Raw genomic sequence first — 19,339 nt, 5'->3', positions numbered from 1 at the left:
GATCAGCCGTCCTTGCCCCGCGCCGGCTCGACCGCGTTCCGGTCCGCGGCGCCGGGCAAGGTGCGGACGATCGCGTCCTGCGCCCAGCGTTCGCTGAACCCGGCGAGAAAAGCGAGACCGGCGAAGAACAAATTCATCTTTTCAGCTGCTGGGGGGACGGCGATCGGCAGCAGTCCGACACTGACGAGCACGAACGTCGCCGCGCCGAAAATGGCGCCGATGATCAGCCGGAAGGACCCGGAAAGAAAGATCACGAACCGCCCCTGGCCGAGGCCCACGCGCACTCTTTGCCGATTGGTCGTGCGCGTCATGACGCTCAGAATCGCGCCGATGGCGCCGGCTACCAGGCAGGTGGTCAGCTGGGGGCCGATTTCGGCCTTCAGGGTGATCACGACGACGATGGCCAAGACGAAACCCGCGGCGAGACCGCCGAGGTAGCGGATGAGCGCGCGGTCCAGGGCGGCATCACGGGCGTTCTGCTCGATCTGGCGAATCTCCTTCCGGGCCGAAGCGGCCGCGGCCCGAACCCGCTCGCGCTTGCGTTTGCGCTCCGAACACACCATCGCGTCGAGCACGCTCAGGAGGACGGCGGCCGTGGTGTAGATCCCTCGCACCAGGATGTCCTGCGTCTCCCCGCGAAGCAGGACCGAGTACTTCCGCTCGACCCGGCGAGCCAACCGGAAGACGTCGTCGACGTCCGTTGTGCTCTTGCGCGCGTCGTAGTAAAGCCTCATCTTGAGGACGATCCGCTCCGCACCGCCGTTCACCTCGGCCTTCTCCTTGGCGGCGACGAGCAGAACGGCCGCCGGGAAATGGGGCGCGTAATACTCCTCCAGGATCTTTCCCTGACTGTTCTCGTACGCCGCCCGTATCTCCGCGAAGCGCGGCCGGCCGGATTGCCTGTGGGCATCGACGAGATCGACCACGCACGGGCAGTCGACCTGGACTCCCGGCCCCGGCAACGCTTCGATTTTCCTGCTGACCACCACGGCGATCACCCCTCATTGACGACGACAGCCGGCGTCGCCGCCACGCCGCCACCCCTGGAATCTTTCCAACCTCACTCATTGTTACGACTACCACCCGATAGAACCAATATCTCGGGTTGAAAGCCACTCGAACAGCGGCATTAAATAACGCCCCGGAAGCACTGGTGTCACATTTTCGCGGTGCCCGGTGAGCGGGACATCCCTTGGCGGCGGCCACGCCGGTGAGCAGGATGTCCCGCATGACCGGGATCAGCTTCCTCGCCGAACACCGCACCTGGGTGCTCACCGGGGAGTCGAGCACGTACGCGTTCCGGCTCGGCGAAGACGACGTCCCGACTCATGTCCACTGGGGAGCCGCGCTGCCCGAGGCCGACGTGGCCGAGCTGGCCGGGAAAACGCTTCCCTGGTGGGACGGCTTCAACGACCCGAACGAAGGCCTCGACGAGCTGGCGGCCGACGGCGGCACCCGCTACTGGACACCCGCCCTGCAAGTCCGGTTCGCCGACGGGACGCGAGCCCTCGAATGGCGGTACGAGGACCACGAAACCACCGGCGGGCACCTGCGCGTCCGGTTCGCGGACCGGCACTACCCGCTGCGGATCACCCTGCACTACCGGCTGCGCGGCGACGTCCTCGAACGCTGGACCGAGCTGGCCGCGGACACCGACGTCGAAGTCGTCCGGGCCGACTCGGCCACCTGGGCGATGCCGGTGTTCGAGGACTACCGGCTCAGCCACGTGACCGGGCGCTGGGCCGCGGAAACCCAGCTGCACCGGGAATCCGTGCCCCACGGCGAAACCACCTTCGCCAGCCGTCGCGGCATCACCAGTCACCACGCCAACCCGTGGGTGATGGTCGACGACGGGACGGCGACCGAGCGCCACGGCGAGGTCTACGGCGTCGCGCTGGCCTGGAGCGGGTCGTGGCGCCTGACCACCACGCGTTCCTCGACCGGACGGCTGACGGTGAGCGGCGGCTTCGGCCAGGAGGGCGTCGTGCACCGCGTCGGACCCGGGCGCCCGCTGACCACGCCGGTCTCCGCCGGGCTGTACACCGGCGGCGGGTTCGGCGCCGCGAGCCGGGCGTGGCACGCCTACATCCGGGCGCACGTCCTGCCGCACCCGGGAGAACTGCGTCCGGTGCTCTACAACTCTTGGGAGGCCACGGGGTTCGACGTCACCGAAGCCGGGCAGCGGGCCCTCGCCGAGCGAGCCGCGGCGCTCGGGGTCGAGCTGTTCGTGATGGACGACGGCTGGTTCGGCGCCCGCACCGGCGACCACGCGGGCCTCGGCGACTGGCACGTCAACCGCTCGCGTTTCCCCGACGGGCTGAAACCGCTGGTCGACGCGGTGCACGCGCTCGGCATGAAGTTCGGCCTCTGGGTCGAACCCGAGATGGTCAACCCCGACAGCGACCTCTACCGCGCCCACCCGGACTGGGTGCTGCACCACCCGCACCGGCGCCGGTCGGAGCTGCGGCGGCAGCTCGTGCTCAACTTCGCCCGGCCCGACGTGCAGGAATGGGCGTACGACTGGCTCGACCGGCTCGTCGGCGAGCACGGCATCGACTTCCTGAAGTGGGACATGAACCGGCCGTTCAGCGAAGCGGGCTGGCCGGGCGAAGCGGACCAGGACCGGCTGTGGGTCGAGCACACCCACGCGGTGTACGCGCTGCTCGACCGGCTTCGCACGGACCACCCGGGCCTGCGGATCGAGTCCTGCTGCGGCGGGGGCGGCCGGATCGACCTCGGGGTGCTGGCCCGGTCCGACCAGGTCTGGACCTCCGACAACACCGACGCCCTCGACCGGTTGCGGATCCAGCACGGCTACAGCCAGGTCTATCCCGCCGGTGCGATGTCGGCGTGGGTCACCGACAACCCCAACTTCGTGACCGCGCGTTCGGCGCCGCTGCGGTTCCGGTTCCACGTCGCCATGGCCGGCGTACTCGGCCTCGGCGGCGACATCGTGCACTGGCCGGACGAGGATCTCGCGCTCGCCCGGGAACTGGTCGCGCGCTACCGGGACGTCCGGCCGGTGGTGCAGCACGGCGCGCTGTACCGGCTGCGGCCCCCGGTCGACGACGGCGTCGTCGCCTTCCAGTACGTCCTGGGCGACCGGTCGGTCGTCTTCGCCTACCGCCAGGCCGCGCACTTCAACGCGCCGGAGCGGCCGCTGCGGCTCGACGGCCTCGACCCGGCCGCGCGGTACGCCGACCCGGAGTCGGGCCGGACGCACAGCGGCGCGGTCCTGCTCGCCCACGGACTGCCCCTCGGCTTGCCCGCCGGAGACTTCGCCAGCGCCGTCGTCCGACTCGATCGCGTAAAGATCTGATCTATGTCGCCATTCGATGCGGATTTGCGCGTATCTGACGCTTGACATCGTCGAATAGATCCGATCAGATGCCTCATACATCACATATGGTGGGTCGAGGAAGGTGGCTGGACATGAGAAGGTCCCTGGCGCTGGGCGCAGCGGCGCTCCTGGCGGTGAGCGCGTGCTCGGTCGGGTCGAACACCGGCGGCAGCGGCGGCGACAAGGAGATCACCTTCCTGACGTTCGAAACCCCGAACCTCACCCCGGCCTACTGGGACGCCGCGATCAAGCGCGTCACCGACAAGAACCCCGGGATCAAGGTCAAGAAGCTCGTCGCGCCGACCGCCGACGGACGGACGTCGTACGCGAAGCAGCTCCTGCAGTCGGGCCAGTTCCCGGACGTGATGATCGCCGTCGACTCGGCGGGCTTCGCCGAGGCCGGCAACCTCTACGCCTGGACCCCGGACGAACTCAAGGACTTCCAGTTCCCGCAGGCCAACCCGGTCAACGGCAAGTACTACCAGCTGCCGGCGAACACCCAGACCATCCCGCCGATCTACTACAACAAGAAGATGTTCGCCGACGCGGGCATCACCGCGCCGCCGAAGACGTGGGACGAGCTCGTCACCGACGCGGGCAAGCTCAAGGACAAGGGCTACTCGCCGTTCACCATCGGCGGCGGCAAGGACGGCTTCCCGTCGTCGATGATCCTCTCCGGCCTGGTCAGCACCGAGGTCTACAACACCATGCCGGACTGGCTGACGCAGCGCCGCCAGGACAAGGTCAAGTTCGCCGATCCCGCGTTCCAGCACGCCTTCGCGAAGCTGGCCGACCTCGCCGCGAAGGGATACGTGGACAAGACCAGCGTGTCCCGCGACTACGCGGCGACCGAGCAGGCGTTCCTGGACGGCAAGAGCGCGATGTACCCGATGGGCAACTGGTTCGCTGCGAACGCCGACTCGAAGAAGCACGACTTCGAGGTGGGCGTGTTCAACTTCCCCACCGAGGACGGCAAGCTCGTCGTCCCCGCCTACACCGGCGGCGGCATGATCGTCAACGCCAAGGCCGCGAACCTCGACGCCGCACGGAAGTTCGCCCTCGGCTTCCAGCTGGACAAGGACCAGCTCGACGCCTCGGTGAAGGCCGACGGCCTGTTCCCGGCGATCAAGGGCTACACCCCGCCGTCCGATGTCGGTCCGACCTTCAAGGCCGGCTACGACCTCTACACCCAGGCCGTGCAGCAGAACGCCGTGGTGCACGCGTTCCGCTGGGAGACCGCCGACGACGGGTTGCTGCCCGGCATGAAGGACAAGGTCGACCAGGCCGCCCAGGACGTCATCACCGGCCGCAAGCCCGTGGCCGACGCGTGCGCGTTCCTGGACACCGAGTGGGCGAAGGCGGGCTGACGCACTTGGCCGCCGTCGTCTCCCCGCCCGTCCCGCCTGCCACGCGCCGGTCCCCCGCTCGTGGCAGGCGGCGCAAGCCGATCCTGCCGCGGGTGGCGCACTTCGCGTCGTTCGGCGCGCCGGGTGTGCTCGTCTACCTGTGCTTCGTGATGGCGCCGATCCTGATCAGCTTCGGCTACAGCCTGACGAACTACAACCCGTTCCACCCGCCGGTGAAGTTCGTCGGCCTGGACAACTACAAGCTGCTGTTCACCGACGAGCAGTTCCTCACCGCGCTGAAGGTCACCACGATCCTGACCCTGATCGTGGTGGTCGTGCCGAACGTCCTGGGGTTGGGCGTCGCGTTGCTGCTGGACCGGAAAGGCTGGCTGTACAACGCTTTGCGCAGCGTGTTCTTCACGCCGGTGATCCTCAGCTCGGTCGTCGTCTCGATCGTGTGGTCCCGGCTGCTCGACGACCAGGGGCCGCTCAACAGTCTGTTGCGGGTTTTGGGGGTCGAGCACCCGCCGGGCTGGCTGTCCGATCCGGACGTCGCGCTGTACTCGGTGGCGTCGATCGTGTGCTGGCAGATGCTCGGGTTCTGCGTCGTGGTCTACCTCGCCGGGCTGCAGGGGGTGCCGCCGGAGCTGCTGGAAGCGGCCGAGATCGACGGCGCCGGGCCGCTGCGCCGGTTCCGGGCGGTGACCTGGCCGCTGCTCGCGCCGTCGCTGACGATCAACACGGTCGTGCTGCTGATTTCGGCGTTCAAGACCTACGACTACGTCAAGGTGATCACGAACGGCGGCCCGGGATCCGGCGCCACCGCGACGATCGCGTTCGACGTGCTGCAGACCGGCTTCGACTCGAACCACGTCGGCTACGCGTCGGCGATGGCCGTGCTGATGCTGGTGATCGTCGCGGTCGTGACGACCGTCGTGCTCAACTTCCTGCGCCGCCGGGAGGTGGACCTGTGACGCGCTCTTGGCTGCGGCCGTCGGTCGCGCTGCTGGTCAGTGCGGTGTTCTTCGTGCCGCTGTACTTGGTCCTGGCCAACGTGGTCAAGCGCGGCGACCTGATCGCGAAGGAGCCGGCGTCACTGCCGGTCCCGCCGACGCTGGCCAACATCCACGCGGTCCTGACCCGGCCGGACGGCCTGTTCTGGGTCAGCCTGACCAACAGCATCGTCGTGACGGTGCTGTCGATCCTGGTGCTGACGGTGCTGTCGGCGATGCTGGGCCACTACCTGGCGCGCTCGGGCAAGCGGTGGACGAAGGTCCTGACGCTGGTGCTGCTGGCCGGGCTGATGATCCCGCCGCAGGTCATCCTCATCCCGATCACCGACGTCCTGCGCGTCACGCACCTGATGGCGACGCTGCAGGGCCTCATCCTGTTCAACGTCGGGTACTACGTGCCGTTCGGGGTGTTCGTGTTCACGGGGTTCATCCGCGGCGTGCCGGTGGAGCTGGAGGAGGCGGCGCGGCTCGACGGCGCGAGCCGGATGCAGGTGTTCTGGCGGGTGGTGTTCCCCCTGCTGCGCCCGGCGACGGCATCGGTGCTGATCTTCCTCGGCGTGTGGATCTGGAACGACTTCATCGACCCGCTGATCATCCTCGGGCCCAGCCAGGGCACGACGATCACGACGGGCATCTACCGGTCCATCGGCCAGTACCAGGCGGATCTCGGGAGCGTGTTCGCGCTGATGTTCCTGGCGACGTTGCCGGTGCTGATCTTCTATTTGGCGCTGCAGAAGCAGTTCGTGAAGGGCTTGACCGGCGGCGCGACGAAGGGGTGAGCGGCGCTTTCCTGCGAGAGCACTGATCACGCGCTTTGCGGTGAGGTGCTCGCATTCGAGAGCACCGCTCACCGGCCGCAAGCAGCGGGAGTCACAACTCGCGAACCTTGCCGCCGTCGACCTCCAGCCGACGCGTCACGTGGACGGCGTCGAGCATCCGGCGGTCATGGGTGACCAGCAGAAGCGTCCCCGGGTATGTGTCCAGCGCCGCCTCGAGCTGCTCGATCGCCGGCAGGTCCAGGTGGTTGGTCGGCTCGTCCAGTACCAGCAGATTCACCCCGCGCGCCTGCAGCAACGCCAGCGCCGCCCGCGTCCGCTCCCCCGGCGAAAGCGTCGCCGCCGACCGCAGCACGTGCGCGGCCTTCAACCCGAACTTCGCCAGCAACGTCCGGACCTCGGCGTCGGCGAGCTCCGGCACCTCCCGCGCGAACGCCGAAACGAGCGGGACGTCACCCAGGAACAACCGCCGTGCCTGGTCGACCTCGCCGACCACGACACCGGGCCCGAGCGCGGAAGAACCCTCATCCAGCGCGACCCGGCCCAGCAAGGCCGCCAAAAGCGTCGACTTGCCGGAACCGTTCGCCCCGGTGATCGCGACCTTGTCCGCCCAGTCGATCTGCAGGTCGACCGGCCCCAGCGTGAACCCGCCACGCCGGACGACCGCACCGCGCAGGGTCGCGACCACCGCGCCCGCACGCGGGGCCGCGGCGATCTCCATCCGCAGCTCCCACTCCTTGCGCGGCTCCTCCACGACCTCCAGCCGCTCGATCATCCGATCGGTCTGCCGCGCCTTCGACGCCTGCTTCTCGGTGGCCTCCGAGCGGAACTTACGCGCCGACTTGTCGTTGTCGGGCTGCTTCCGGCGGGCGTTCTTGACGCCCTTCTCCATCCACGCCCGCTGCATGCGCCCCCGCGCCTCCAACCCGGCCTTCGTCCCGGCGTACTCCTCGTACTCCTCACGCGCGTGCCGCCGCGCGACCTCACGCTCCTCGAGGTAAGCCTCGTAACCGCCGCCGTAGACGTTCACCTGCTGCTGCGCCAGGTCCAGCTCGACGACCCGGTCGACCGTCCGAGCCAGGAACTCGCGGTCGTGGCTGACCAGCACGGTCGCGGCCCGCAACCCCGACACGAACCGTTCCAGCCGGGCCAGCCCGTCCAGGTCGAGGTCGTTGGTCGGCTCGTCGAGCAGGAACACGTCGTACCGGCTCAGCAGCAGCGACGCCAGCCCCGCCCGCGCGGCCTGCCCGCCCGACAGCGACGTCATCGGCTGCTCCAGGTCGACCGCGAGACCCAGGTCGGCCGCCACTTCGGCGGCCCGGTCGTCGAGGTCGGCGCCGCCCAGGGCGAGCCACCGGTCCAGCGCCGTGGCGTACCGGTCGTCCGCCCCCTCCGAGCCCGCGGTGAGCGCTTCGGTCGCCGCGTCGAGGTCAGCCTGCGCCGCCGAGACGCCGGTGCGCCGGGCCAGGAACGCCCGCACCGACTCGCCCTCCCGCCGCTCCGGCTCCTGCGGCAGGTGCCCGACCGTCGCGGTCGGCGGGTTCAGCCGGATCTCGCCGCCGTCCGGCTTCGCGAGCCCGGCCAGGGTCCGCAGCAGCGTCGACTTGCCGGCGCCGTTCACGCCGACCAGGCCGACGACGTCGCCGGGCGCGACCACGAGATCGAGTCCGGAGAAGAGGGTACGGTCACCGTGGCCCGCGGCCAGGTCCTTCGCGACGAGAGTTGCGCTCATGAGGTAGCCGAGTCTACGGCCCCGTGGTGAAGTGTCAGATCAAGGTCAAAGCCACCGGCTGTGTGTGTCCCGTGGCGCTTTGATCACTCACTGTGGGTACCCTGTTCGGTTGTCAGTCCCCCAGCGCAGTGAGGTCGGTGAACAGCATGGGCGAACCCGCTCCCCCGGTCACCCTCGGCCGCAGGCCGAAACCGAGGGAAGGCCGCCCCTCCGCGCCCCGGCCCACGGTGAGTCGGCGACGCGAAGTCAGTCACGCCAGCGCGCGGTCGCTCCTGATGACCGTGCTCGGCGAGTACGCGCTGCCACGGGACAAGCCGGTCTGGACGTCGATGCTCGTCGAGGTGCTGGGCATCCTCGACATCGAGGAGAAGTCGGCCCGGCAGGCGCTGGCCCGCTCCGCCGCCGAGGGCTGGGTGGTGTCCGAACGCGTCGGGCGCCGCGTGCGCTGGTCGCTGACCCCGCCCGGGCGGCGCCTGCTGACCGAGGGCGCCGACCGGATCTACGCGTTCGGCCGCGAGGAACGCAGCTGGAACGGGCAGTGGCTGATGCTGATCGTGTCCGTGCCGGAGGCCAAGCGCGACCTGCGGCACCGGCTCCGCACGCGCCTGACCTGGGCGGGCTTCGGCTCGCCCGTGGCCGGGGTGTGGGTGAGCCCGGACCTGTCGCGCCAGCGCGAGGCCCAGCAGATCGTCAGCGAGCTCGGCCTCGACGCCCAGGCGATGTCGTTCACCGCCGCGTACGGCGAGGTCGGCGAGCAGGAGTCCATGGTCGCCCGCTCGTGGGACCTCAGCGAGCTGAAGGACCGCTACGAGGACTTCATCGACCGCTTCACCGGCCTGCACCCCACCGGTGGCCGCGCGGTGCTGCGGGCGCAGACGGAGCTGGTGCACGAGTGGCGCCGGTTCCCCTTCCTCGACCCGCAGCTGCCCGCCGAGCTCCTCCCGGCGAAGTGGAGCGGGACGAAGGCGGCGGAACTGTTCCATCACAAACACGTCGACTGGCGCCCGGAGGCCCAGCAGTATTGGGACGACATCGTCGAAGCCGAAGAAGCAGGGTGAGCATGACTGAGCAGGTCCGCCTCGACCGTGATGGCGGGCTCGCCGTCCTGACCATCGACGCCCCGCCGCTGAACCTCTACACGGCTTCGCTGCAGTCCTCGCTCGCGTCGGCGATCGGCGCGCTGGAAGACGCGCCCGCGCGGGCGCTGCTCGTCCGTGCCGAGGGCAAGATCGTCAGCGGCGGCGTGGACGTCTCGCTGTTCGACGCCCAGGGCTCGGCCGCCGAGGCGAAGGTGCTGTTCGACGAGATGCTGGCGGTGCCGGACCGGATCGCGGCGCTGCCGTTCCCGACCGTGTTCGCCGCGCACGGCCTGTGCCTGACCTGGGCGTTCGAGGTCGCCGTGGCGTGCGACATCATCCTCGCCGCCTCGCGCGCGAAGTTCGGACTGGTCGAGAAGGTGGTCGGGCTCACCCCGACCATGGGCGGCACCCAGCGGCTCGCCGCGCGAGCCGGCGTCGGGCGGGCCAAGGAGTTCGTGATGACCGGCGACACCTACGACGCGGCCACGCTGGAGCGCTGGAACGTCGTCAACCGCGTACTGCCCAACGAGGGTTTCGACGCGGCAGCGCGGGAGTTCACCCTGCGGCTTGCCGAGGGCCCGACCCGAGCCCACGCGGCGACCAAGCGCGTCCTCGACCACTACTCCGCCGGCGGCGTCCCCGAGGCGAACGCGCACATAACGACGATCGCGGCTTCGCTCTTCGAGACCGAGGACCTCCGCAACGCCGTGAAGTCGTTCCTGGCCGACGGGCCGGGGAAAGCGACGTTCTCGGGACGTTGACCCGGCATCCCGGCGAGCAACCGGGCGAGGTTTATTCGGCCCGCTGAACGGATTTGTTCAGCGGGCTGAATCCTTTCTTCGTCTTCCAAAGAATGGCTTGACCAACAGTGGTCTGGACCATGACACTGTGGACAGAGCGCCCCCAGACACCGTCGTCTCGAGGAGAGCCATGTCCCGCTTGCGCAAGGTCTTCACGCTCGCCACAGCGATCCCGTTGACACTGGGCCTGATGGCCACACCGGCTCCCGCGGCCCCGGCGACGTTCACCCACCCCGGCGTGCTGGTCAGCCGCCCACAGCTGGACTTCGTCAAGACACAGGTGAAGGCCGGCGCCCAGCCGTGGAAAGCAGCGTACGACCAGGCTTTGGCAAGCGCCTACGCGTCACTTTCCCGGACACCGAAACCGCGTCCGGTGGTCGAATGCGGCTCGTACTCGAACCCGAACTACGGCTGCACGGACGAGCGCGAAGACGCGATAGCGGCGTACACGGACGCGTTGATCTGGTACATCTCGGGCGATGCCCGTTACGCGCGGAAGGCGATCGCGCTGATGGACGCGTGGTCGGCGGTGATCACGAGCCACACCAACAGCAACGCGCCATTGCAGACGGGCTGGGCGGGGTCGTCGTGGCCCCGCGCGGCGGAAATCGTCAAGTACACGTATTCGAGCTGGCCGAACTCCGGACGGTTCGCCACGATGCTGCGCAATGTCTACCTGAGCAAGGTCATCAACGGCAGCAACAGCAACGGAAACTGGGAACTGTCCATGATGGAGGCCGCGATCGGCATCTCGGTGTTCCTGGAGGACAGGACGAGCTTCGACAAGGCGGTTTCCCGGTACCGCAATCGCGTCGCGGCCTACGTGTATTTGTCTTCGGACGGTTCCCTGCCGAAGACGGTCCCGGGCAGCGGCTTGTCATCCCGCGACCACATCGTGGCGTACTGGCAGGGCCAGTCGACGTTCGCGGACGGCCTGACCCAGGAGACCTGCCGCGACTTCACCCACACGGGGTACGGCATAGCGGCGATCGCCAACGTGGCGGAGACGCTCCACATCCAGGGACAGGACGTGTACTCCACGGACATCGGCACGCGCCTGCGCCAAGCCCTGGGCTTCCAGTCGAAGTACCAGCTCGGGGCGGCGGTCCCCACATGGCTGTGCTCAGGCCATGTGAACCTCGGCCTCGGCCCGGTGACGGAGGTGGGCTTCAACGCGCTCCACACGCGCCTGGGCATGCCGATGGCGAACACGCAGACGCTGACGGAGCACCAGCGCCCGGCGGCCACGAACAACCTGTTCGTGGCCTGGCAGACCCTGACACACGCAGCCAACCCGGCTTGATCTTGACCCTGGTCCGCCTGGCAATATTTCCGCAGGTCAGGTGGACCGGGGACCCTGGTTGCAGGGCCGTTCGGCGGGCACGCTAAAGTACTTCCACGCACTCAGGGAGTGCGGGTCCGGGCTGTGGCGCAGTTTGGTAGCGCACTTGACTGGGGGTCAAGGGGTCGCAGGTTCGAATCCTGTCAGCCCGACGGACGCACTTGCAGGGCCCGTGAGCAGCATAGCCGCAGCTCACGGGCCCTTTGTGTTAGTCAGCCTTCTTCCGTCCGTGATCACCCCCACGGGTCGTTCCGAGCCCCTGCCTGACTAGCTGCCTGACTATCGCTCCCGAGACCGCCCCTCCACGATGCCGTCCATCATGGGTCGCGCCTCGACCACCACAGGCATAGGCGTGTTCAGAGTTTCTTTTCTTGTTCAAGGCGGCCTCTCCGGGGCCGCGCCGCTGATCGGGCGGCACACACGGGGCCCACCTCCGGCACCCACGCGACCGCCCGGCGGCACACTCCGGAAGCCGCGACCATGGAGAAGAACATCCCCGCCAGACGGACAGGTCTCCGAGATGGCCGGCGGGGGAGCATCCGTCGCGTCCGCAAGCAGCCGTGGTCCCGTCCGTGCTCCCCCTTCCCGCTCGTCACAGGCTCAAACACGCATCCGGCCCCGTCAAGGCTGAAATGTACCTGCGGGCCTTGGGGGCCGGATACGAGCTCAGGCGGCTCAGGATCGGGAAGGCGGAGGATTGGCAGGCTGATCACTATCTCCTTGACGCGGGAGCGATCGGGCATTGCCAGGTCAACAAGATACCGAGCGGCCAACCACTTCTACCAAAAACAAGGCTGTCCCGGATCAATTTTGACGTCTAGGCAAGTCTGCGTCTCCGCCAACTGGTAGAGATAAAGAAACGTACCACGATCGGGCCGAGTTATCGTCGAATTTGTAAAACTGGAAACCAGCCCTGGAGGCAGTACCGTGGACAGCGCCCGGGCAGCCTGAATTGCTGTCGGAGTAGCGAAGATGTACATATCATTCAAGCGATCTTGATAATTCGACCTAGCTGAGTTGAACTCGTTAGCAGCAGGGCACTTGGAGTACAGCGACTCGATCGGCACATTCGGCTGCGGCGTACAGCCGTCAAGAAGATGATTGGTTGCAACAGAGTATTGGTTCGCAGCATCGAGGTACGCCTTATAGACCACCTCGCGCTTGGCGCGCGACGCATCCGCCTTTTGGCTGTCAATCTGACGCTGCTGAATTTCCCGATCTTTGTCAATTGTCGCGTTCGTTGTGATTATCGTAGTCAGAGACGCCACCACAGCAACCAGGAGACTTGCCCCAGTCGACACAAGAACAGTAAATGACCCTGTTTCACGAAATGGCTTTTTGTCTTCAACCTTCTTGTTTTCAACCGCGACTACAGCTGAAGCGTGCCTAATGCCGTTGTACAGTCGACGACGCCTCGCAGAGTTCGAGCGCGGTTCAGAGACTGCCACCACACACCCCCGCGAAGTCATCGACGTGCCACAGCATATTCGATCAGTCTTACAGACCAACTTGCTGTTACAGCGCCGGGTGCACTGATCGCAATCGGCGGTACAGACGGCACCGGCCAGCGACGACCGACAACGACCAGCAACGGGCACAAACCCGCAGCTCAGAGCCCACCACCCCGGCATCGCCCAGGCCGGACGCAGTTCACCAACTACCGATGATTCACCTGGTTGACCTGCGGGTATCTGGTTTCAGGTGCCCGTGGGTACAACGTCGGTACAGCCGAACGCGGAGTCGACGAGCGTCCGCGTCTGGTCCACCGCGTCCGGCCAGTAGCCGACATAGGGGGCATCTCGTCGACCTCCCAGAGGGCTATCACACCGCGTCGAGGGGGCAGCCGAGCAGGCGTCCGGCGGTCAGGCGGAATGTGCCTCCTTGACACAGCGTGACCGGGCTGCGCCAGGTCGACGAGATGCCGAAAGGCCACCCACTTGAAAGTTCAAGATCAATCTTCATCTAGCATAGATGAGTCTCGGAAAATATTCCTTGGCATCCTCGTCGTAGTCGTAGCCAAGAAGCCACCAGCGACCATGAAGGCAATGACTGTCGCAAAGATATTCACAAATCCCCAAGCATCAATGGATCCTGGCATGCCATATTCGACAGCATCGGCGAATGCCCTTTGCCCATCGGGCGAGTGAAGGTCAAAGCGAGTTACGTCAACCAGACCGTTCGCGCTCTCCGAAGTCGATACTCCAACAACAAAATTACCGACAGCCAACGCGATGACCGATACAGCCAAGGCTCTCAGCCAGTTGAATAGCAAACGATGACGAGTCAAGAAGGCGCCTGAGGTAACTATTACTACACCTAGTGAAATCGATCTAAAGCCACGATAAGATACTTCGACTCCACGCATAGTTCCCACAATATTCGGACGATTATTGCCTTCATGAATAATCTCAATAATTCCACCATCTGTAGCATCAAGGAAATCGAACGCTATCAGCAGCTCAGTTTGATCGTCGTGATTCGCCAATACCGAAAGCCGATTCACCCTTCTGCTGCAGGCGATAACCCGATGCCGCAGAACTCGATCACCTTTTTCGAGCTTTATACGCAACCTGTCTGTATCGAGCACGTCGCCGCCAGAAATGGTGTCACCCTGATGATTCCACAGTGCAACAGCGCTACGACTAATCTGCCGCACGGGCGAGCCGTCGTTTGCCTGAAGTAAGCGAGAGCGAAGGAATCCGACGCTTGAGTCCACGACGACATTGAAGTCCACTGCGTAACGAAGTACCGGTCGCTTTCTTCCACGTTTCGCGAGCGCATAAGCAAGCGGAATACCGATCAGGGAAACCGCTAATCCCACAATAGAAAGAACATCACTTAATGACATCGCACACTTCCCCAAGCACCAAAAGACTCAACAATCGATCCGCGAAACCGGGAGATATAAGCAGTCTTTGAAAGTCCTCCAAGAAAGTAATCTCTGCGAACCGGGTCGCGACATTGTAACTCGCACTGTGATCCATGTCTCAGGGTCCCTCGTTAAGAACTTCGGAAGGTCGCCCTCGAAGGAGGGCAGCAGCTCGCCAGCCAGAGGAGAACCAACAGCCCAGATTCTGCCCACACGACAGCAGCGAATGACGACCGATGATCATGATCAAGAATCGAGATCTTACCTGTCCAACGGCGATGTGCCGGCGGCCCGCGCAGGTCCCCGATCCGGTGAGTAAGTGCAAGGGGACCTTCGGTCAACACTCATCCTTCGGGATGTAGCCCTGCTGGCATCCATACTCGTGCTGCAGATCGCCCGAGGTCTTCTGCCGGCCTGGCCCTCCAGGATCGAGATACCCCTGGTACTCGTGGCATTTGGGGTTGAACTTGCCCGCAGCAACGGCCCGCTGCCCGCAGCCTAGCCCGTTGGAAGAACTCGATCGCTTCGTAGTGGATCGCGGAGGAGCGCTTGTTACCGATTTCGTCGGCGCGGATGACGTCGGCGGCGGCGAAGGAGAGGCTGGCGGCGTTTGTGTCGTCGGCGGACTCGACGACGCCTGAGGCATCACAGAGTGAACGGGCGCAGGCGTTGAGGGCTGGCCACATGCGGCCAGGGCGAGGCCCATGGCAGTAGCCAGCAGTGCCCGCACAGCCCAACCCGTCATACACGGGAGTCGACTTCAAGGATCCCGGCGTTATGATTTCACCTCGGCGATCACCGGATCGTTACGTGCCGTCCAGCTCTGACATGGCGCCCACCCCATGCTTTACCCTCGCCAATGATCGCGAGACGATCGCAGATGACCACGAACCCACCTTCGGCGCTGCCGCCGGATCAGCTGGTCACGGCACATGTCGATCAGCTGTCAACGGTCAACGGTCAACGGAAGACATGATCCACAAAAGCGGCGTGTCGCAGCTGGCACCTCGGAGCTAGAACTCCACCCGTGTCACATCCATGCCACACTTGCAGGGCCCGTGAGCAGCATAACCGCTGCTCACGTGCCCTTCGCGTTAGCTCTGCCGGCTCCGCCCATGATCACCCGAGCGGGACGTTCCGCGGCCGTGCCTGGCTAACTGCCTGACTACCGTCCCCGGAGCCTCCGCCCCACGATCTCGTCCATCGCTGTCGCAGCCTCGACCATAACCGGCCTGATCTGGTGCCGGTACACCCGTTCGGTGACTGCGGTACCGCTGTGCCCGCAAAGCCGAGCAATGTCCTCAATGGGCACCTTCGCGTCCGACAGCAGCGACACGAAGCTGTGCCGCATCTCCCGGGGCGTCCACTCCTCCGGCTCCAGGCCGGCCGCCTTTACGACCTTCCGGAACATCCGGCGGACGTTGTGTGCGTCCAGCTCCGTGCCGGCCTCCGACGCGAACACGAGCCCGTTCTCCTGCCACGGCTTGCCCTTGTCCCGACGGTGCCGCTTCTTCACGGCCGACTGGCGGATCCTGTGCAGCCGGAGCGCCACCACACAGCGCATCGGCATCGCCAGGCCCCGCCGGGACGTCCGTGTCTTCGTGTCCCCGCCAGCTCGCACCGAGCGGTACACGCTGATCGAGCGCAGCACGGCAGGCGTGGCGGCGGCGTTTCCGGCCAGGTCGACGTGATCCCACGTCAGCGGCCGCAGCTCTTCCGTTCGGGCACCGATCAACAACGACAACACGATGTAGGCATGCAATGGCGATCCTTCAGCCGCCTTCAGCACTGCTTCTGCCTGTTCAAGGGTGAGAGATTTCGACGGCCGTCCTTCAAGGCCGATCGGGATCTCACAGAGGGCTACGACGTTGCGTTTGACCTTGTCCCGCGCTTCCGCCCGCTTCACCGACCGATTCAGGATCGAGTGCAGTAGCCGCACGGTTCGGGTGCTTACTCGCGTCGCAACGTCGGTGAGCCACTCGTCAACCTCTCCAGCGGACAACTCACGCAGCTTGCGCTTGCCCAGGTTCGGGATGATGTGCACATTGGCGAGGTTCCGGTAGTTCTTGACGGTTTCCGGGTCCCGGCCGGAAAGCCCATAGGTGAGCCAGTTCTCGACCGCTTCGCCGACCCGGTAGTTGGCCGCACCACTCGGCAGACCGTCGTCCAGATCCCGTATCAGCTCCTTGAGCTTTTCCTTCGCTGCGGTCTTGGTCACGGCGCTGGCGGACTTCACGAGTCGTCGCCCGGACGGGCTGTAACCCGTCGTCACCTCAGCTATCCAGCGTTGACGCTTCTCCGACCAGCGAAGTCCGCCCTCGCCCCGGCTACGCCGCTTCGTCATGCAGAATCTCAGCTTCCTTTTCGAGCAGTGCGACGTATTCGCGGATGGCGGAGACGGGAATGAGTCGTGCGCGGCCTTGCTTGACCGATCGCAGTCGCCGGGCCCGAATCTGCTCGTAGATCACCGAGCGACCCAAACCGAGCAGGTGCATTGCTTCGGGAATCTTGTACAGCTGCTTTGCGGGATCGAACTCGCCCAAGTTGGCGTACATCGGTAACCCCCGATACGAGGGATCGACTCGCGCGTACTCGCCCCGAGCCGATCTGCTGACGGTGTAGGTGATCGCCGTGATTGCTGGCAAGGTGTCTGTTATGAATGAGGTATCGCCTACGGGCTGGGTTGCACTTCTCAGCGGCGGTCCATCGCGTGGCCGGCGGCTGCCGGTCGAGCGCTTCTCCGACGACGGTCAGGCGATGGTGGTGGATGAGCGCAACGGCACTCTCGTGCCGGCGGGAGGCCTTCCTAACTTCGACCAGTTGTTGCGGTGCAGCCGTTCGACGTCGGTCGTTCCGGCCCGGCCTGGCTGGACCGTGGTTGGACACGACGACACCGCTGGCGCGCGGGAGGAACCGGTGGTGGCATGGTTGGTCGGCGACAACGGGCTCGGCCGACCGGTGGTGGTCCGAGCCGCCGAAGGGAGTCGTTGCGTGCGCCAGATCGGACGGGGTCGAGTACCAGCTGGTGGGCCCCGAGGGTCCGGCCACTCGTTCAGAGCCCTGAGCGGGATCACCGTCCGGCAACTTGCTCCGGTGGCGACCCGTTCAGCGGTTACGGAACGTGGTCAGGGCTAGGGATGGCTGGCAGGTGTTGGGGCGGGCTCTCGGTGCGGGTGGCCGGAACCAAACCCCGCAACACCGCAAACCCCGCAAAAGCGTTCCTGAGCTGCGGATCCTTCTGCGGGGTTTAGGATTCGCAGCGGTCGGCTAAAGCCCGCAAACCCCGCAACCTGCGGGGTTTGCGGGGTTTGGCGCTCTCCCCTGCCGAGCCAAACCCCGCAAGATCACCAACAGAGTCTTCCCAGTTCAAGGCTGGTTTCTCAGTGATCTTGCGGGGTTTGCGGGCTTTGCGGGCTTTGTTTTCGGGGTCAGGTCGGATCGGCGTTGCGTTCGACCTTGTACACCTTGATTTTCGTGTGCGCGTCGACCTCCGCTCGTAACACAACGTCACTGCGCCAGCGGTCCACCTGCCCTGCCAGCGTCTTGCCCAGCGACTTCGCGGTCAGGGGCTTGCCGGTGGCGGTGGTGAGGAACGTTCCCTTCCACCGGTCGGGGCCCTCGTACTCGGTCTCTGCGTCGGCGCGGAGCTCCTGCGCGGTCAGCGGCATATCGCCGTGCAGGTGGTGCCAGGTGGACAGGAACGCGTACCAGTCGGCGTGGTCGTCGTCGAGGCCGCGGCCGGCGTCAGCGTTGCCGAGGAAGTCGGTCACGCCGTGGTGGGGCCAGGAATCCACCGAGGTACTGCGCCCACCGGGTGAACTGCCGCATCTGCGGGACGTCGCTCGCCATCGGCGCCCCGTTGGCCGTCCAGTCCAGCACGAGGGTCAGCACGTGCCGCAGCACCGTGGCGCGGTTGACCGGGTCGAGGATCCAGGAGTCCAGGTTGGGGATGGTGAACCCGGTACGGGCCTCCGGGCGAGGGCAGTTCCGGTCCAGCCGCACCCACACCGTCCGCGAGGCCATATCGCCGCCGGTGCGCAGGTTGTTGCCGGTGGCCAGCCACAACCGGTCGTTGGCGAAGTTGCTCGACACGTTGGTGCCCAGCCGGCGATCCGACCAGGTCCGTTCGGTGACCAGCCGCGCCAGCACCGCGGAGTTGACCATCTCCCCCTCGGTGAGGTTGTCGAACACCACCACCCCGACCGAATCCGAGAGCACTGTGGTGATGGACTTGCGCAGCTCCTCATCCGAGTCGGTCCAGGTCAGGACCCGCTGCCCGACCAGCAACCCCACACATCCGGCAAGGATCGTCTTACCGGAACCGGGCATGGACGCCTCGATCATCCCGAACGGGGACAGCGCGTTGGTGAACGGCCGGATCAGCGGCGTCACCAGCAGCGCCAGGTAGTTCGCGCGGTCGGCTGGCGACCGCCAGGGGAAGTCGTGCAGGAATCGTTCCAGCAGGAATTCCCGGGCGGCGTCGACCTGTTCTGCGGTCGGCCGGTCCGGGATCGGGTCGAGGTGGCCGTTGGCGGTCAGGTAGAAGCCGGTGGCCGGGTCGTAGCCGGGGGTTTGCAGCAGCGTCCCGTCCGGGCGCAGCACCGGGGTAGAGATGATCCGGCGCAGCACCGGCAGGCCGGGCCAGGAACGTCCCGCGAGGACGGCTCCGAGGACGGTGGTGGGCGGTGAGACTTCCATGTCGTAGGTGTCGCCTTTCTCGTTGACCTTGCTCTGGATCACGTCGGTGTGGGTGGCCAGCAAGTTGGCCAGCAGTGCCGGTTTGAGCACCGAGGCGGCGAGAGGCAGCGCGACGTCGTCGTCTCCGGCGGTGGGGTCGGCCGCGCCGGAGACCTGTTCGACAACGACGGGTGCGCCGTCGGCGACGTAGGTGTCGGGGATGATCCGCCCGTCCAGGGCGGCGGTCAGGACCCGGATGGTTTCCGGCGCGGCGCCGGTGCGCAGCCGTGGCCGGCCGCCCGGGCCTACCGACCACAGACGTGACGAATTCGTGCTGGCCATGGTTCTCCATCGTGCAGTGGTGC

Annotated in this window: 16 protein-coding genes and 1 tRNA gene; 9 read left to right on the top strand and 8 right to left on the bottom strand. The window is 66.2% G+C overall.

Translation table 11 applies throughout. The features are described from left to right. Positions 1 to 2 precede the first annotated feature (2 nt). A complete protein-coding gene (locus tag CF165_RS07460; protein WP_240521491.1) occupies positions 3 to 998 on the bottom strand; it encodes a hypothetical protein in 996 nt (331 codons plus the stop codon). A gap of 230 nt (positions 999 to 1,228) precedes the next feature. On the opposite strand from CF165_RS07460, the gene CF165_RS07455 reads away from it, so the two are divergent. From CF165_RS07455 to CF165_RS07440, 4 genes are all read left to right on the top strand, one after another. After that, the gene (locus tag CF165_RS07455; RefSeq protein ID WP_093946688.1) at positions 1,229 to 3,319 is read left to right on the top strand and encodes an alpha-galactosidase; all 2,091 of its coding nucleotides are present in this window, start codon (positions 1,229 to 1,231) and stop codon (positions 3,317 to 3,319) included. Between the two features lie 113 nt (positions 3,320 to 3,432). Then, positions 3,433 to 4,707: an extracellular solute-binding protein gene (locus CF165_RS07450; RefSeq protein ID WP_093946687.1), complete on the top strand. Its 1,275-nt coding sequence runs from the start codon at positions 3,433 to 3,435 to the stop codon at positions 4,705 to 4,707. Then, on the top strand, positions 4,689 to 5,660 hold the full coding sequence (locus CF165_RS07445; RefSeq protein ID WP_093946686.1) for a carbohydrate ABC transporter permease: 972 nt from the start codon (positions 4,689 to 4,691) through the stop codon (positions 5,658 to 5,660). The genes CF165_RS07450 and CF165_RS07445 overlap by 19 nt, the downstream gene beginning before the upstream one ends. Continuing rightward, a complete protein-coding gene (locus CF165_RS07440; protein WP_093946685.1) occupies positions 5,657 to 6,478 on the top strand; it encodes a carbohydrate ABC transporter permease in 822 nt (273 codons plus the stop codon). The genes CF165_RS07445 and CF165_RS07440 overlap by 4 nt, the downstream gene beginning before the upstream one ends. A gap of 91 nt (positions 6,479 to 6,569) precedes the next feature. Here the strand turns inward: CF165_RS07440 and CF165_RS07435 are convergent, their stop codons facing one another. After that, positions 6,570 to 8,207 carry an ABC-F family ATP-binding cassette domain-containing protein gene (locus CF165_RS07435; protein WP_093946684.1) on the bottom strand — a complete coding sequence of 546 codons (1,638 nt, stop codon included), beginning with the start codon at positions 8,205 to 8,207 and terminating at the stop codon, positions 6,570 to 6,572. Between the two features lie 146 nt (positions 8,208 to 8,353). Here CF165_RS07435 and CF165_RS07430 point away from each other — a divergent pair, with 146 nt between their 5' ends. The 4 genes from CF165_RS07430 (at position 8,354) to CF165_RS07415 (ending at position 11,580) form a co-directional block, all read left to right on the top strand. Continuing rightward, positions 8,354 to 9,265 carry a PaaX family transcriptional regulator gene (locus CF165_RS07430; RefSeq protein WP_093946683.1) on the top strand — a complete coding sequence of 304 codons (912 nt, stop codon included), beginning with the start codon at positions 8,354 to 8,356 and terminating at the stop codon, positions 9,263 to 9,265. Positions 9,266 to 9,267: 2 nt separating this feature from the next. Next, a complete protein-coding gene (locus tag CF165_RS07425; protein ID WP_167441385.1) occupies positions 9,268 to 10,047 on the top strand; it encodes an enoyl-CoA hydratase/isomerase family protein in 780 nt (259 codons plus the stop codon). Between the two features lie 169 nt (positions 10,048 to 10,216). Continuing rightward, positions 10,217 to 11,389: an alginate lyase family protein gene (locus CF165_RS07420; protein ID WP_093946681.1), complete on the top strand. Its 1,173-nt coding sequence runs from the start codon at positions 10,217 to 10,219 to the stop codon at positions 11,387 to 11,389. 117 nt (positions 11,390 to 11,506) lie between these two features. Further along, a tRNA-Pro gene (locus CF165_RS07415) sits at positions 11,507 to 11,580 on the top strand. A 627-nt stretch (positions 11,581 to 12,207) separates the two neighbouring features. On the opposite strand, the gene CF165_RS50000 is transcribed toward CF165_RS07415, so the two are convergent. Together CF165_RS50000 and CF165_RS49995 are read right to left on the bottom strand one after the other, a co-directional pair. Next, positions 12,208 to 12,876, bottom strand: a complete 669-nt coding sequence (locus tag CF165_RS50000; RefSeq protein WP_143268476.1) for a hypothetical protein — start codon at positions 12,874 to 12,876, stop codon at positions 12,208 to 12,210. 503 nt (positions 12,877 to 13,379) lie between these two features. After that, positions 13,380 to 14,276, bottom strand: coding sequence for a hypothetical protein (locus CF165_RS49995; RefSeq protein WP_143268474.1), 897 nt, complete (start codon positions 14,274 to 14,276; stop codon positions 13,380 to 13,382). Between the two features lie 527 nt (positions 14,277 to 14,803). Between CF165_RS49995 and CF165_RS53385 the strand changes: the two genes are divergently transcribed. Then, the gene (locus tag CF165_RS53385) at positions 14,804 to 14,938 is read left to right on the top strand and encodes a hypothetical protein (protein ID WP_276209722.1); all 135 of its coding nucleotides are present in this window, start codon (positions 14,804 to 14,806) and stop codon (positions 14,936 to 14,938) included. A 524-nt stretch (positions 14,939 to 15,462) separates the two neighbouring features. Here the strand turns inward: CF165_RS53385 and CF165_RS07410 are convergent. The 4 genes from CF165_RS07410 to CF165_RS07400 form a co-directional block, all read right to left on the bottom strand. Continuing rightward, positions 15,463 to 16,641, bottom strand: a complete 1,179-nt coding sequence (locus CF165_RS07410) for a site-specific integrase (RefSeq protein WP_093946680.1) — start codon at positions 16,639 to 16,641, stop codon at positions 15,463 to 15,465. Continuing rightward, complete coding sequence (locus CF165_RS07405; protein ID WP_093946679.1) at positions 16,625 to 16,852, bottom strand: helix-turn-helix domain-containing protein; 228 nt, start codon at positions 16,850 to 16,852, stop codon at positions 16,625 to 16,627. Before CF165_RS07405 ends, CF165_RS07410 begins: the two co-directional genes overlap by 17 nt. A gap of 873 nt (positions 16,853 to 17,725) precedes the next feature. After that, positions 17,726 to 18,067 (bottom strand): hypothetical protein, encoded by a 342-nt coding sequence (locus CF165_RS52485; protein WP_240521489.1) that lies wholly within the window; start codon positions 18,065 to 18,067, stop codon positions 17,726 to 17,728. Then, positions 18,042 to 19,316 carry a hypothetical protein gene (locus CF165_RS07400; protein WP_240521488.1) on the bottom strand — a complete coding sequence of 425 codons (1,275 nt, stop codon included), beginning with the start codon at positions 19,314 to 19,316 and terminating at the stop codon, positions 18,042 to 18,044. Before CF165_RS07400 ends, CF165_RS52485 begins: the two co-directional genes overlap by 26 nt. Positions 19,317 to 19,339: the final 23 nt, after the last annotated feature.

Origin of the sequence: Amycolatopsis vastitatis, from assembly GCF_002234595.1 — a bacterium.
Taxonomy (GTDB): domain Bacteria; phylum Actinomycetota; class Actinomycetes; order Mycobacteriales; family Pseudonocardiaceae; genus Amycolatopsis; species Amycolatopsis vastitatis.
Note: the sequence above shows the minus strand (reverse complement) of the source record. Positions and strands in the feature narration are given on the sequence as shown.